Consider the following 13,097-nt stretch of genomic DNA (forward strand, 5'->3'; position numbering starts at 1 on the left):
AGGTGGCGCGTGAGCGCGGTCGAGGTCTGGATCGTCGACCTCGCCCTGACCCCGGGCCAGATCGACCGGTGCGAGGCCGTTCTCGACGCCGCGGAGCGCGGGCGGGCGGACCGGTTCCTGCGCCCGGTGGATCGGGCGCGGTTCCGCGCCAGCCACGCCGCGCTGCGGCTGATCCTCGGCGACGCGCTCGGTCTCGCGCCGGCCGACGTGGAGTTGCTGGCCGGAGCCGGCGGCAAGCCGGAGCTCGCGGGCGGGGCGCGGGGGGCCGCAGATTTCAACCTGTCCCATTCCGGCGCGCGCGCGCTGATCGGGCTCGCCCGTGACGCGTCGATCGGTGTCGATGTCGAGGCCGTCCGGCCGATCGCCGACGCGCTGCGGATCGCGGCGGCCCATTTCGCCACCGACGAAGTGTCGGCCCTCGCCGGCGCCCCCCGAAGCGCGGTCGAGCGTCGCTTCTTCGGACTTTGGACCCGCAAGGAGGCGGTGGTGAAGGCGCTGGGCAGCGGCCTGTCGCTACCGCTCGACCGCTTCAGCGTCAGTGTCCCCCCCGAACCGCCGCGCCTTCTCCGGGCTTCCGGCGACGTGTCCTGGAACCTGGAGGGTCCGTGGAGCTTGGCGGAGATCGATTGCGGGAGCGATCACGTGGCGACGGTGGCGGTCCGATCCGCAGGGGCGGAGATCACCTGCCACCGGCTCTCGGACGACTGGCCCGATCATCTCGGCTGAAAAGGCGCGAGACCGCGCTTGCGGTGGGGCAAAGGCGCGGCTATACACCCGCTCGCCGGCCCTGACGGACACGCGGGGCGGCCTTCGGAGTGTAGCGCAGTCTGGTAGCGCACCACGTTCGGGACGTGGGGGTCGCAGGTTCAAATCCTGCCACTCCGACCAATTTCCTCTAGGGGAACGGTCTTCCCGGCTCAGAGAGCAGACCCTTGGCCACAGGTTCGGCCACAGATAAGCGCCACTGCGCGCACTTCCAAAACCCCTGGACCCATCAGGCCGCGCGCTTCCGACCCCGCCCGCCAAGGGCCGCTCGTGCCCCTTCCATGTGGGCCGGGCTGTGGTGGCCGTAGCGCCTCTCGATCATCTCGGTCGTCATGCCGACGTATCCGGCGAGCTCCCAGATGTCGGTCCCGGCCTGCATGCCCCAGGTCACGGCGGTGTGCCTGAGCGAGTGCCGGACAACGTCGTCGCCGAACCCCAAGTCGTAGGCGAGGTTGGCGAAGGACCGCTTCGTGCTGCCGACGGGCTTGCCGTTCCACTCCACGACATGGCGCTGGCCGAGGACGTGGTGCCAGCGCCAGAGGTGCGCGACCAAAGAATCGGGCATCCGGACCGTCGGCGCCTTCTTGTTCTTCTTGGCCTCCGCGGCCACCGCCTTCCGGTGGAAGACCGCGACGCGCTTGATGACCGGAACCTGGACCCGACGCTCGAACACCTCGCCGTCGATCGTGCGGGTCTCGATCCGATCCTCCATCGTCGTCTCGGTCTTCAGCTCCATCCAAGCCTTGCCGACCTCACGAACGAAGCTGGCGTTGCAGATCGGGCCCGAGCGCGTGCCGGTCCGCAGGGCCACGATGACGAAGCGGGCGAGGTGCTGGCCGACACGGCGGCCGACGACACGCTCGCCCTTCCGCGGCCCGGAATGGATCGTCTGGATCTCTCTCTTCTGCCAGGCGCCCCGGACGATCCTGGCGGCCTCTTCCTTCGTCAGCCAGCGATCGCGCTCCTCACCCTTGGGCGGCAGGGTCACGTGGACCGTGTCGCGGGTCAGGGCGTCCTTCGTGGCCAGGTTGATGGCCGCCCGCAGGTCCTCCAGCTCCCGCCGGGCTCCGCCCTCGCCAACGACCCGCGCCTTCGCTGGCTTCGAGTGGCCGCGGCGGACAGGCCCTGCGTTCTCTGACCGCGGGTTGCCGTCGCGGTCGAGCCCAGCCCGGCCGTGGGTCTTCCATGGCGTCCCGACCCGATCGGAGACGTACTCGGCGCACGTGGCGCTATCGACCTCGTCGAGCGTCCGGGTCCCCCACCACGTCAACAGCGTCTCGACGCGCTGCGCCAATTCATTGTGCCGGGCGACGCCTCCCTTCACCTCGCCGGTGTCAGGATCGAGCCGACCCTTCTTGGCCGTCAGGTAGCGGTCGAGGACCTCGGCGATGAGCACCTCATGCGCCGGCCTGTTCTTCCGGGGGCCGGTCTCGCCCGGGGCGATGACCGACAGGCTGCCGGTATAGTCGTTCAGGGCTTGGATCGCTTGGCGTTCCGCGTCCTTGCCAGCACCGCTGCCAGTGCTTCGGACCTGCTTGCCGCGGTGGACGATCCACCAGCGGCCGGTGCGGTCGACGCCGTCGGCGTCGACGCGCCCGGGGCGCCACCAAAGGTAGGGGAGGCCTCTGCCGGTCTTACCGAGTGTGCGCGGCTTGGCGGCGGAGCGGGAAAGGCGGATTCGCTTGGGCTTCGCGGTGTCGTCCGGCATCGGTCCCTCCATTCGCGGACGAGCCGCTTCGTGACGAACATCAATCTACCGTGTCGCTCGACGGCTAGGTCGCCCCGGTCGATCGCGCCGCGCAGTGCTGCCGCCGTCCAGAGCGGGGCACGGCCGAGGATCTCGTCAGGCTGACACAGCTCGGGCAGCCAGCAGGCCTGCTCCAGCGTCAGGGGGGCTTCATCGTGCGCGCCCTCGGCCAGCCGAGCGTCGGCCCATAGATCGAAAGACAGCCCCGTGTCGAAAAGGTAGGTCGGCATGGGGGGATCATGCCCGAAAACGTGGCCGGCGAAAGCGCTGCGGAGGTCCTCGGTTAATGGGGTGGGTGCGCCGGTCCCTGGGCTTGCCCGATCCGGCCAGGGGTCCGCTAACCGCCTCGCGAATCGGCCCTTGCCGCCGGCGCGCCGATCGGCGAGGCTCGCCCCCATAAGCACGCCCCTCCGCATAGGCAAACGCCCGCGCTTGGCCTGAGGCCAGCCACCGCCGCCGGGACGCCCCGGCCGGCACGCGCTCCCCTATGCCCGGAGGCTGAAATGGCCGTGCACTGGTACGTCTCGGACACTCACTTCTCGCACCGCGGGATCCTTTCGGATCGTATGCCCCGGCCCCGTCCGTTCGCCTCGATCGAGGAGCACGACGAGGTCCTCATCTCCCGCTGGAACGGGAGGGTTTGCAACGACGACATCGTCTGGCATCTCGGCGACTTCGCCTACGGCGGGGGGCATGCCCGCGCGCGCGAGATCTTCGGCAGGCTGCGGGGCCGCAAGCACCTCATCATCGGCAATCATGAGGGCCAGGGCCTCCGGCTGCCGTGGGCGGCCCCGCCCGTCCAGGCCTGCACGATCCATGTCCAGGATCCCGGCATGCCGACGGCTCAAGGCATCTGGCTGAGCCACTATGCCCACCGGGTGTGGCCGGGCATGCACCGAGGCGACATCCACCTCTACGGGCATTCCCATGGCAGCCTGCCCGGCACGGCGGCGAGCCTGGACGTCGGTGTCGACTGCTGGGATTGGGCGCCCGTCCGGCTCTTGGAGATCCGGGAGGCCCTGGCGGACACGGCCGCCCGGGAGGCCGGGGGGGGCGCGGCGGCCGCGCTCGCCGAGGCGGCTTGAGGCTACGGCGCCTCGAACCCCCACTCGGCGGCGTTCTTCTCCAGCAGGATCTGCACGGCGAGGGTGATCCGCTCGTCGATCGTGCGTGGGACCGGGAAGCGGACCGGCCTCCCGCTGGGGTCGGCGGCGAAGCGCATCAGCACGTAAAGCTGCCCCTTCTCGTAGCCGTCATCACCGCCCTCAACCGAGCGGGCGAAGACCAGCGCCTGCCCGATATCGGGATCGAGCGGGAACTGGCCGATGTACATGTCGGCCTCGGTCCTCGGATCGCAGATGAGCGCGAACGGCGGGGATGCCCCGAGCGCGCCGGGCTCTTCGTCCAGGACGGTGACGTCCTCCATCAACGCCAGCCTGTCCAGGCCGCGGTCCTCCTCGTCCATGCGTCCGTCCTCATGCGACATGGTGGGCACCCGGGCGGCGTGAGGCCAGATAGCTCCGCAAGGAGTCGAAGAAGGCACCGAACGTCCAGTCGGAAGCCATGGCCCGCTGGATCTGCTCCGCAGTCGGGGCCGGACGCGCGATGGGTGCAGGCACTTGCGCTGCCATCCTTCGCGCCCGGCGCCGGCGCAGGTCGCGGCGCTCAGGCACGCCGTGGATGCGCTTCCTGCGGAGCTCCCAGTCGATCTTCTGGGCCAGCGTCCGATGGTAAAGTGTCCGATGGGTCATGGGGCATCCAAGCTGTCGGGGATTGCGTGGAGGTGAATGGGTCAGCGCGGGGGGGCTCGGCGCGTCATGCGATCCAGTCCCACGGGGGCTCCTGCCGGCCGATCCTGGCGCACCAGGTATCCCGGGGATCCACTTTCGAGCGAGGCGTCTGGCACCAGGCTCTCAGGGCGACGTCGAGCTCGGGCGTCAGCTCGACGTCGTGCGTGTAGCGGCCGATTGGAAGCCCGACGCTGGAAGCAATCCGGACGACCGTCGACCGGCTACATGCCAGGGCCCGGGCCAGGGCCTCCGGAGTGCAGCGCCGGCCGACGTCGGGAAGATCCGGGTCGAAGGGCACCGTCAGCAGGACGTCAACTGCCTGGCGGAGCCGACGCGTCCGCATCGTGCACACCCTATCCGCGGCCCTCTCGGCCCGCTTGAGGGCCCGGCGATGAAGCCGGATCTCGCCCTCGGGACGGGCGTGCAGCGCCTCGGAGACGACGTGGCGCAGGTGCCGCTCATGCCAAGGGGCCGCCGCGGCCCCGACGATCAGGGCCCGGCAGCTCCAGGCATCGCCATCGCCGGCGTCGATGACGTACGCCCGGCCCGGCGCTCCGGCGTCGAGGATCGGGGCGACGTCCCGGGCGAGATCACGGGGGACGTGGCCTAGCTGGCGGTCGTTGCGCCAAACGATCCGGATGGCGTTGCAGTCGTGCGGGTTCTCTGGGTCCCGGACGATCTGCAGGCGGTCGCCCGTTGCCGGCATGACCATCACGTCGAGGTCCTCGTCGTGCCGGTGGTAGTCGTAGAACTGCAAGCCCGCGATCTCGTATGTGCACCACGCCTCGCCGCGGGCGAGGCCGGCGCTCTCGATGCCGACGGGCGTGTCGGCGAGCCCGTTGAGGTCAGGGACAATCGGCAGCGGATCCCTCACGCGGGCCTCCCGCCGATTGCGTTGAGGGGCTGGCGGACGACGCGCGCGATGACGGTGACAATCGCGTGGTCCGTCTGGAACACGATGACCCCCCGGGCGTGGTCGACCGTGTAGAATCGCAACGGCATCAGCGAGTCGTGGCCGACCACTTCCACGTCCCCGATGTCGCGGGCTGGCCGGCCGTACGGTGTCCGGATCATGTACGCGACGCCCGCCTGGACGTCCCGGATCGTCTGTGTGAAGCGACTGCCCTCCTGGCCGCGTGAATCGACTACGGTCACCGTCTGCTCCATCGGCTGAGGAAGAGGCCGGGGCGACCGGGCGCCCGCCCCGGCGCTGATCAGGCGGCCTTCTTGCGAGCCGTCTTCGGAGCGGGCGTCGCCTCGGCAGCCGGGGCCACCGCGTAGCCGACGGGCCTGATCTCGGACGGCAGCCAGCCGGTCGGGACGACCCGGGCCAGCGCGACCGCAGCGATCTCGGGCTTCGTCAGTCCGGCGATCCGGTCAGCCTCGGGCTGGCCAAGGGACTCCGCGACGGCGCGCAGCGCCACCGCCTTGGGCGCCGACTTGAAGAAGTCCGCCGCATCCCAACGCTCCCGCGTCGCCTCTCCCATCCGCGCAGCGTCGAGGCGAGCCTCCAGGGCCTTGGCCCCCTTGGCGCTAGACGGGACCGCGCCGACGGCGTGGATTTGCAGGTCGAGCGCCCTCCCAGCCACGCCGGCGGCGACCGTCAGCAGCGCATCCATGGGCATGTCCGCGAGCCGCTCGAAGGCCGCCTCGAACTTCTCAGCGTCGACGGCTGGGCCGCCGGGCGCCTCGTTGTACCCGTTCAGGGTGATGCGGACCGGCGAGCTGTAGGAATCCTGGGCGATCGCCGTGGCGAGCAGCGCGGCAAGGGCGATCTGCGGCGAAGCCAGCATCGCGTCGCGCATCGCGATCGTCCGCTGCTGCGACAGGCGGAGCGTCAGGGCCGCCGAGATCTTCTGGGGTTCCGGCTGCTCGGCCTTGGCGTCCGCGAGGGCCTTAGCAGCGTCCCCGCCCTCGATCTTGGCGAAGACCTTCGCCACGGCCGCCGTCGCCGGACGGACGACGCCCAGCGTCATGTCGACCTTGCCGGCCCGGCCGATCCGGAGGATGACACCCGACCGTCCCCTCTGCTCCGTCGTGTAGCCGTCTTGCTGGCGGTCGAGCTCGATGTCCTCGGCCTCCTGCTCGGCCGCGGCGACACCGTCGGCGTCTTCGTCGGCGTCGACGATCGCCCGGAGCTCCTCAAGGCGGGCGGTCTCCGCGGCGGTGGCCGCGCGCGGTTCGGCGCGGAGGGTTTGCCAGGACCAGCGAGCGTTGTCCGGCAGGCTCGCGTCGAGGGCCGCCCACGACCAGCCGTCGGCGACGAGCCACTTCACCTCGGCCGCGACCAGCTCGTCGACGAGGCGCTTCAGCAGGGCGGGGTGCTCGACGCGGTCGTTGTCGCCGAAGAGGTCCTCGATGATTCCGCCGCCCGCCGCGACGTAGGCATCCCTGCCGACGAAGGCCAGGTTGCGGCTAAGGTCATGGTCTCCGACGCCGAGCTCGCTCCGCACGCAGTGGGCGTAGAGCCGGCCGGCGCCACGGAGCTTCTCCAGGACGGCGCGCTGCTCGTCGAGCGATGACGCCAGCGTGAATGAGCGCACGGTGTCGACCGGATCCCGGCCGAAGTTCCCGGCGCGCCAGGCATCCAGCACCTCATCGGCGAGCTGTCCCAAAGCCAGCATCCGGCGGATTCGGACGGGCTCGATGCCGAAGCGCGACGCGATGTCCGCCTCGCCCATCCCCTCCTGCAGGAGGGCGTGGAATGCCCTGTATTGGTCAGCCTCGTGCATGCGGGCCTGGGTGCTGTTGGCGGCAAGCCCTAGCTCTCGGGCGGCGCCGGCGTCGCACTCGATGACGGCCACCGGGGTGTCCGTGCGAATCCGGCCGTCGCCGGCGAGCGTCCGGAGTGCCGCGAGGCGGCGGTTGCCGTCGACGACGTAGTGGGCCTGGCCGGCGCCGGGGACGACCGTGAGCGGCTGGAGCAGGCCAAGCGCGTGGATCGAGGCGGCCAGCTGGTAGATGCCATCCTCGCGGCCGGCGAGGCGCACGTTGACGACGCCCTCGGGGGCGGAGGCGTCGTGACCGTGGAGGAGGACGTTAAGCGGGAGGTTCTTGATCATGATGCAGCACCCTCACAGGGGATAGGATAGCCAACAAAAGCGAGGGGGAACCGGTCAGCTGGGCGGCTCCGCCTTGACCGCTGCTCCCTGGAGGATCTCAGCCCACGGGAAAGGCTGGTCGGGGGGGGATTGCCTCGCTAGGCGCTCTGCCAGGGCCACGCGCCTAGCCCGTTGGACCGCTTCGCGAGCAGCCACGGCTTCAGGGGGCAGGCGATCCTCTCGATACGACCGGCCATCCTCCATGAGGACAATCTGCGTACCTTCGTAGACGCTGAAGCTATGAAGGGCGTCCTCGAACGCGGCGGCGAGGTGGGCAACTTGCATCGCCTCGAACCGGCCGGGCGGGCTGTTCTTCGGGCCCTTCGCGTAAGAGAGGCGGTGCTCAGAGGCTAGCGCTTCGACCGCTACTGTCAGGACCGAGATACCGTCGGGCCGGCGGAGTGACCAGATGGCGCTGTCGGCCATATCCTCGCTGCCGGCGAGCAGGTCGTACCCTCCACCGCCGACGCAGTGCCCCATCGAGCTACCCTCGCGGTCGAGGGCCTGCTTCGTGACGAGGCGCACCCACACGTGCCCGTCGTCGGCTTCGATTCGATCGGCCGTCCCCTTGTCCCCGGCGGGCTTCCGCGTGGCATGGGCCATCAGGACCTCCCCTTGCCGAGGGCGGCCGACGCGAGGGCGATCGCGGCCGCGACGCCGGCCACGCCGGAGGCCTGCACGACCATGACCTGGATGCGAGCCGGGCCGGGGTCGCCGACGAGGCGGACGTCGCCGTGCTCGTCCCGCCACATGCCGCACGCGGAGAGCAGGGTGTCCGGCACGTTCGTGCCCGAGCGGATGCTCTTCGATACGCGCGTCTCGCTCACGCCTGCGGCGGTTGCCACGGCCTTGGAGCTCCCGGCCTGCTGAGCGGTCGCGGCGATGCGACTCCTGATTTGGCGAGGGGTCAGCTGCACGACACGCCCCCCTGACGGACGGCAGGGGGAACCCACAGCGGGCTCATGGGTGCGGAGACCCTGACGAACTGCCTCTCGACCCCGACGAAGAGCGCCATGCGCTCCGTCGGCAGCCGGCGCTCGCGCAAGACCTGCGACAGGTCGCCCTCGTGGATGGCGAACGCCTGCGCGTAGGCGCGCTGGGACCCGGCCTGCGCGACGCCGGCCCGCATCAGGGCGACGATCTCGTCGTAGCCGACGATCGGCACGAGGGAGCCGACGCCGAAAGGCGCTTCACTACTCATCAAGACGTCCTCGGCGGTGTGTGCAAATTTCTTTCTATTGGAGCACTTGTGAAATTGCGCGCAAGGGCGAAAATGAGGGTACCGACAGTTTTTTTCAGGTCGGGAAGCGAAAAGCTGTTCAGTATCATTTGCCAAAGATTGGAGTGGTCCGTGCTTCAAAGGATAGATTGCCCGATCCTTCGGACAGAGAGCGCGTTAATTCTTGGCAATCCGCCAGCTTTGCTTGACCTGGCGTGGCGCCGGGCGGGCCATGGGCGCTGGATCGCCGGGCGCACGAAGCAGGGCGACCACCTGTTCCGACGGTTCCCCCAGGCCACCGCGCGGGCCGGCCTGCGCATCGAGGACCGCGTCGTCGTGTGGGATCTCGCGGCCGCGGCGCAGGTGCCCGATCTCCCCAAGCGGATCACTCGCTGGGAGGCCGACGTCCGGCAGGACCTCGCGCATCAGGCTCGCGTCGCGGCGACGAATCGGCCCGTGGATGAGGACGCCCTCGTCGCCGCTCAGGATGCCCTCGCCGACGGGCTCGCGCGGCACGCTTGGGCTTTTCGGTCGAAGGTTGCCTTGGCCGAGGGGCTGGCCGGGGCCCGGCGGCTTTCGCCTGGCCAAGTCTGCCTCGCCCGGGCGCTCCTGGCCGAGGCGCGGGACGTCGTCGCGGCCGTGGACCGCCGGCTCGCGAAGCCGGCCGCGCCGGAGGACGTCGCCGCCGCCCGGGATCCCGATGTCCGGGCCGACCTGCTCGCGGCATGCCGGCACCTTTCAGGGCTGGATGGGGACCAGGCCCGGGAGCGGAATGGGGTGGGCTGGAGCGCCGTCGCGAGCGCTGAGGGGCATCGCCTCGCCAGCACCGATTCGCTCGACATCGGCGAGGCCGCCCATGCCCGGGCGCTCGTCTACGCGCACCGAAGGCAGCTCCCCCCGGCGCTGCGCGCCTGCCTTTTCGGAGAGTGACAATGACCACGCTGCGAAAGATTTTTGTCGCTATCCTTCGCTGGTACGGCTTGATGGCGCCGGAAGCCGTGCCTGAGCCGCCCCCACCGGCTGCGCCCCCACGGCAGCCGCTCAGGTCGACGGCCGCCCCGTTGGGCTACCTGATTCGCCGGCACGTGCGCACGATTTAGCGAGACCAGTACGAGCTGGCACTCGGGTCGCCGCCCCCGCTGCCGCCCGAGGTCCGGGCGTGGCTCGCGAAGATGGACGACAGCCAGCTGCGCCGCATCATCCGGACGGCCGACTGGCAAATCCAGGACCACGTCCTCGCCGGCACAGCTGGCCAATGCCACGACCTCGGGTACGTCGTACCGCTTCGGCTCTCCTCGCTCACGGAGGGATCCGACGGTCGGGAAGGCCGGTCCGGCAAGGGTGGCCCGGGTCGGGAATGGGAGCAGCACGTCGAGGCCATCATGACGGAGGTCAACGCGCGCGGGTACGGCGGTCCGCGGCGCTGAGGCGTGACTTGTCCTGGTAACTTTCATGCCGCGGGGGGAGGCTCCGTTCGCGGCACAGGCCGTGATGGAGGTTGAGATGTTCGTTTCTGACAGGTTCGCCCGGATCGCCCGGGCCATCGCCGCGATGATCATGGCCGCGCTGCGCGCCATCTTCGGCGGCGTGAAAGAGGTCGGTGCCGCGATCGCGGCCGACGTCCGCATGGTTGGCCGAGGCGTGAGGGACGGCGCCAGCCACGTCGCCCACGTCGCCGGCCGGGGGCTGTCCGGTCCGGCGCGGGTGCTGGACTATGCAGCCGGCGCCTTCGGTGCGACGCTCGGCGCGCTACTGCCCCGCCGGCCCGTCGGACCCCGGGACGTCGCGGACGCCGCCGTCGGCCGGGACGACAGCATGGCGGCGCAGACGTTGACCCAGGTGCCTCCCGCCGCCCGAGCCGAGCTCCATGCCGCCGCCATGCTCGGCAACGCCGTACAGGCCTCCGCCGGGGCCCGGGCAGCCGGCGACGTCCGGATGATCCCGCTCCACGATGCCGACCTGCCGCCGCACTTGGTCCAGTGGCTGGGTGGCCTCTCGCCGAACCAGCTGCGTCACCTCGGTGAGTTGACCACGTGGGTCGTCGCCGCCCACGTCCAGGGTCGCACCCCGATCCCCGGGATTCCGCCGGCTCCAGCCGCGCCCGTGGCTGCCCCGGCCCGGGACGACATGCGGGCGATGCTGGCCCAGATCCGCAGGGCCGCGGCCATAGACCGAGCGGAGGTGGCGGCCATGGCGACGCGCGGCCCCCGCCCGGCGGTTCTGCCGACCGAGGACGACGACGAGGCCTATGACCGCCGCCATGGGGGGCCGCGTCCCGCCTTCGGCTGAGGTCTGCGACAAGAACGGAAAGGGCCGCCGGCGATCCCGGCGGCCCTTCGCATCTCAGCGGGCGTCCTCAGGCGCCGATGATGTCGCGCAGGCCGGCCGAGAACTCCCGCTCCACGCTCAGAGCCTCACGCAGCGCGGCCGCCTCTGCAACGGCACGGGCGAGGGCCCGCTCCACGACCTCGATGCGGGCCTCGGCAGCCACCGCGCGGATCTCGGACTCGCGCTGGTCGGCGCGGGCGTCCTGCAGCCTGTAGGCCAGCCTAGTGACCGAATCGACGGCCTCGTCCCGCCGGGCCCTCCGCTCAGCCGCAGCGATCTGCACGCCGAGGTGGATCGCGCTGCCGATCGAGGCGAGCCTCCCCCCGCAGTCCATCATGACCTCGGCGGCGATCGCGTTCATGGGGGCCTCCTTGGCGGCGGTGTGTACCCTCAAGTTGGGCCTGGGCGGACTCCCTCGTCCAGAGGGCCGGCCCGCCTTTCGAGCGGTATCCCTGGCCTCCGGTTAACCGGGACGTGTCCAGCGAGCGTTTTTGAAGCCGAGGGGCTGTCCTACCGTTACTCCATTCCAAGGAATCGGCTGTCGCGATTTTGGTAACGCGGATTTCGAGGGGTCCCTAGGCGGCCTTTGCAGGTCCTGGTGCGCCCCGCGGCGGGGTCAGCAGGCGGTCCTGGATCGCCGCGAGGACGGCCTCGGAGCGGTAGCGGACCGGCTCCCGGCCAGCCTCCTCCGCCCGCACGGACCGCAAGAGGAGATGCTCCTGCGTGAGCCTAAGCAGCGCCGCTGGGGTGACCGGGCGCGTCAAGGCGTCCCCGCCCCGGGATAGGATCGACCGGACAGCGTCCCCGAGGGCCCTGTCCAGCGTCGCCGCGTCGGGCCGCCCCATGTCGCGCAAGCGCTCCCGCTCGTCGGCCTTCCTCCTGCGGCCGAGGTCACGCTCGTGGGCGACGCGCTGGGCCTCGGACAATGTGGAGATCTTCACGCGCATGGGGGGCTCCTCTTTGCTGAAGGATGCCCCGGGGCGATGCATAGGTCCAAGACATGTCACGCCAGGATGCCCCCGAAGCGTGAAATGTCGGCCCAACCTGAACACCTGTTCATTTTGACGGGCGCACAGGGGGCGCACACCGCCCGACGGCGGGCGCACGTCGGACCGACGGCGGACTACGTTTCGGCGCGAACTCGCGGCCTCAAGGTGACGACGACTTCGTGGTCCAGGCTGGCGGCGGCGGCGCAGAGCCGGTCTCGGCCCCATCCAGCGATGTCCCCGGCCCGGAGCTGCGTGCGCGCGTGGCTGTCCCGCATGCCCTCGGGGAAGCCGGTCGCTCGGTTGATGCGGCACGGCTTGGCCGAGGGGACAGCCGGCTTGAGCCGGTCAAGGAATGCCTGGAGGGGGCCGGCGTGGGCCGCCGCGACCTGCTCGGCAAGGCCGTCCTTGGCCAGGGCGGCGTCTGCCTGGCCCCGGGGGGCGTCGCAACTGGCGATCTTTTGATCGTCGCTGACTCCTATCGCCGCCTGTATGCAAGAGCTGACATTCGGCTTTGCGCCCTTTGCGGCCATCCAGCCGAGTTGGTGGGTCATCCCGAAGCAGACGATATGGCGGGCAACGGCTTAGCCAAGGAGAACCGTGCGGATACCTCTGCGGTCGTGCCCCTCTTGACCCCCTCAGGAATTTAAAGATCGCTCAACGGGATCAGACTCGCCGGACCGCGCCGTGGGCGGCGCTGGTCGTGAGCATCGCGTAGGCGCGCAGGGCCGCGCTCACCTTCCGCTTGCGCGGCTTCGCCGGCTGCCAACCCGCTGCCTCCTGGGCGACCCGCCGCCGGTCGAGCTCTGCCTTGTCCACGTCGAGGTGGATGCTGCGGTTCGGGATGTCGATGGCGATCCGGTCGCCGTCGCGCACGAGGCCGATCAGGCCGCCCTCGGCCGCCTCGGGGGAGACGTGCCCGATGGACAGGCCCGACGACCCGCCGGAGAACCGCCCGTCGGTGACGAGGGCGCACGCCTTACCCAGCCCCTTCGATTTGAGGTAGCTCGTCGGGTAGAGCATCTCCTGCATGCCGGGGCCCCCCCGCGGTCCCTCGTAGCGGATCAGCACGACCTCGCCGGCCGTGACCTTGCCGTTGAGGATGCCGTCGACGGCCGCGTCCTGGCTCTCGAACACGCGGGCGGTGCCCGTGAAGGTCAG

General features: G+C 70.6%; 16 protein-coding genes, 1 tRNA gene and 1 pseudogene. 6 read left to right on the top strand and 12 right to left on the bottom strand.

What is annotated here, in order from left to right; genetic code table 11:
* The first annotated feature begins 9 nt into the window (after window positions 1-9).
* On the top strand, window positions 10-726 hold the full coding sequence (locus ACTJK8_RS24555) for a 4'-phosphopantetheinyl transferase family protein (protein WP_440762652.1): 717 nt from the start codon (window positions 10-12) through the stop codon (window positions 724-726).
* A gap of 85 nt (window positions 727-811) precedes the next feature.
* A tRNA-Pro gene (locus ACTJK8_RS24560) sits at window positions 812-888 on the top strand.
* Window positions 889-994: 106 nt separating this feature from the next.
* Here ACTJK8_RS24560 and ACTJK8_RS24565 read toward each other — a convergent pair.
* Entirely contained in the window at window positions 995-2,473 is a 1,479-nt protein-coding gene (locus ACTJK8_RS24565) for a hypothetical protein (RefSeq protein WP_440762653.1), read from the bottom strand.
* A gap of 605 nt (window positions 2,474-3,078) precedes the next feature.
* Between ACTJK8_RS24565 and ACTJK8_RS24570 the strand changes: the two genes are divergently transcribed.
* Complete coding sequence (locus ACTJK8_RS24570; RefSeq protein WP_440762654.1) at window positions 3,079-3,597, top strand: metallophosphoesterase; 519 nt, start codon at window positions 3,079-3,081, stop codon at window positions 3,595-3,597.
* A gap of 2 nt (window positions 3,598-3,599) precedes the next feature.
* Here ACTJK8_RS24570 and ACTJK8_RS24575 read toward each other — a convergent pair whose 3' ends face one another.
* From ACTJK8_RS24575 to ACTJK8_RS24605, 7 genes are all read right to left on the bottom strand, one after another.
* Window positions 3,600-3,977: a hypothetical protein gene (locus ACTJK8_RS24575; protein WP_440762655.1), complete on the bottom strand. Its 378-nt coding sequence runs from the start codon at window positions 3,975-3,977 to the stop codon at window positions 3,600-3,602.
* A 350-nt stretch (window positions 3,978-4,327) separates the two neighbouring features.
* Window positions 4,328-5,176, bottom strand: a complete 849-nt coding sequence (locus ACTJK8_RS24580; protein WP_440762656.1) for an HIRAN domain-containing protein — start codon at window positions 5,174-5,176, stop codon at window positions 4,328-4,330.
* Window positions 5,173-5,457: a hypothetical protein gene (locus ACTJK8_RS24585; RefSeq protein WP_440762657.1), complete on the bottom strand. Its 285-nt coding sequence runs from the start codon at window positions 5,455-5,457 to the stop codon at window positions 5,173-5,175. Before ACTJK8_RS24585 ends, ACTJK8_RS24580 begins: the two co-directional genes overlap by 4 nt.
* A gap of 59 nt (window positions 5,458-5,516) precedes the next feature.
* Window positions 5,517-7,364 (bottom strand): ParB/RepB/Spo0J family partition protein, encoded by a 1,848-nt coding sequence (locus tag ACTJK8_RS24590; protein ID WP_440762658.1) that lies wholly within the window; start codon window positions 7,362-7,364, stop codon window positions 5,517-5,519.
* A 54-nt stretch (window positions 7,365-7,418) separates the two neighbouring features.
* Window positions 7,419-8,006 (bottom strand): hypothetical protein, encoded by a 588-nt coding sequence (locus ACTJK8_RS24595; protein WP_440762659.1) that lies wholly within the window; start codon window positions 8,004-8,006, stop codon window positions 7,419-7,421.
* Entirely contained in the window at window positions 8,006-8,248 is a 243-nt protein-coding gene (locus ACTJK8_RS24600) for a hypothetical protein (RefSeq protein WP_440762660.1), read from the bottom strand. Before ACTJK8_RS24600 ends, ACTJK8_RS24595 begins: the two co-directional genes overlap by 1 nt.
* 62 nt (window positions 8,249-8,310) lie before the next feature.
* Complete coding sequence (locus tag ACTJK8_RS24605; protein WP_440762661.1) at window positions 8,311-8,604, bottom strand: hypothetical protein; 294 nt, start codon at window positions 8,602-8,604, stop codon at window positions 8,311-8,313.
* A gap of 219 nt (window positions 8,605-8,823) precedes the next feature.
* On the opposite strand from ACTJK8_RS24605, the gene ACTJK8_RS24610 reads away from it, so the two are divergent.
* The 3 genes from ACTJK8_RS24610 to ACTJK8_RS24620 all read left to right on the top strand — a co-directional run bounded on the left by ACTJK8_RS24610 (window position 8,824) and on the right by ACTJK8_RS24620 (window position 10,911).
* Window positions 8,824-9,552, top strand: a complete 729-nt coding sequence (locus tag ACTJK8_RS24610; protein ID WP_440762662.1) for a hypothetical protein — start codon at window positions 8,824-8,826, stop codon at window positions 9,550-9,552.
* Between the two features lie 242 nt (window positions 9,553-9,794).
* A complete protein-coding gene (locus tag ACTJK8_RS24615; RefSeq protein ID WP_440762663.1) occupies window positions 9,795-10,049 on the top strand; it encodes a hypothetical protein in 255 nt (84 codons plus the stop codon).
* Between the two features lie 76 nt (window positions 10,050-10,125).
* Entirely contained in the window at window positions 10,126-10,911 is a 786-nt protein-coding gene (locus ACTJK8_RS24620; protein ID WP_440762664.1) for a hypothetical protein, read from the top strand.
* Between the two features lie 67 nt (window positions 10,912-10,978).
* Here ACTJK8_RS24620 and ACTJK8_RS24625 read toward each other — a convergent pair whose 3' ends face one another.
* The 4 genes and pseudogenes from ACTJK8_RS24625 to ACTJK8_RS24640 all read right to left on the bottom strand — a co-directional run.
* Window positions 10,979-11,311, bottom strand: coding sequence for a hypothetical protein (locus ACTJK8_RS24625; protein WP_440762665.1), 333 nt, complete (start codon window positions 11,309-11,311; stop codon window positions 10,979-10,981).
* Window positions 11,312-11,525: 214 nt separating this feature from the next.
* Window positions 11,526-11,897 (bottom strand): hypothetical protein, encoded by a 372-nt coding sequence (locus ACTJK8_RS24630; protein ID WP_440762666.1) that lies wholly within the window; start codon window positions 11,895-11,897, stop codon window positions 11,526-11,528.
* Between the two features lie 176 nt (window positions 11,898-12,073).
* Entirely contained in the window at window positions 12,074-12,490 is a 417-nt protein-coding gene (locus ACTJK8_RS24635; protein WP_440762667.1) for a hypothetical protein, read from the bottom strand.
* Window positions 12,491-12,602: 112 nt separating this feature from the next.
* Window positions 12,603-13,097, bottom strand: a pseudogene (locus tag ACTJK8_RS24640) (dihydroxy-acid dehydratase); the annotation flags it as partial.

It is taken from the genome of Methylobacterium sp. 22177 (genome assembly GCF_052045615.1).
GTDB classification, from domain to species: domain Bacteria; phylum Pseudomonadota; class Alphaproteobacteria; order Rhizobiales; family Beijerinckiaceae; genus Methylobacterium; species Methylobacterium radiotolerans.

Excerpts from the sequence above, each read along its gene's own strand:
- ACTJK8_RS24635 (WP_440762667.1), bottom strand. The coding sequence starts at position 12,490 with ATGACCCACCAACTCGGCTGGATGGCCGCAAAGGGCGCAAAGCCGAAT.
- ACTJK8_RS24575 (WP_440762655.1), bottom strand. The coding sequence starts at position 3,977 with ATGGACGAGGAGGACCGCGGCCTGGACAGGCTGGCGTTGATGGAGGAC.
- ACTJK8_RS24595 (WP_440762659.1), bottom strand. The coding sequence starts at position 8,006 with ATGGCCCATGCCACGCGGAAGCCCGCCGGGGACAAGGGGACGGCCGAT.
- ACTJK8_RS24615 (WP_440762663.1), top strand. The coding sequence starts at position 9,795 with ATGGACGACAGCCAGCTGCGCCGCATCATCCGGACGGCCGACTGGCAA.
- ACTJK8_RS24620 (WP_440762664.1), top strand. The coding sequence starts at position 10,126 with ATGTTCGTTTCTGACAGGTTCGCCCGGATCGCCCGGGCCATCGCCGCG.
- ACTJK8_RS24570 (WP_440762654.1), top strand. The coding sequence starts at position 3,079 with ATGCCCCGGCCCCGTCCGTTCGCCTCGATCGAGGAGCACGACGAGGTC.
- ACTJK8_RS24630 (WP_440762666.1), bottom strand. The coding sequence starts at position 11,897 with ATGCGCGTGAAGATCTCCACATTGTCCGAGGCCCAGCGCGTCGCCCAC.
- ACTJK8_RS24565 (WP_440762653.1), bottom strand. The coding sequence starts at position 2,473 with ATGCCGGACGACACCGCGAAGCCCAAGCGAATCCGCCTTTCCCGCTCC.
- ACTJK8_RS24605 (WP_440762661.1), bottom strand. The coding sequence starts at position 8,604 with ATGAGTAGTGAAGCGCCTTTCGGCGTCGGCTCCCTCGTGCCGATCGTC.
- ACTJK8_RS24590 (WP_440762658.1), bottom strand. The coding sequence starts at position 7,364 with ATGATCAAGAACCTCCCGCTTAACGTCCTCCTCCACGGTCACGACGCC.
- ACTJK8_RS24625 (WP_440762665.1), bottom strand. The coding sequence starts at position 11,311 with ATGAACGCGATCGCCGCCGAGGTCATGATGGACTGCGGGGGGAGGCTC.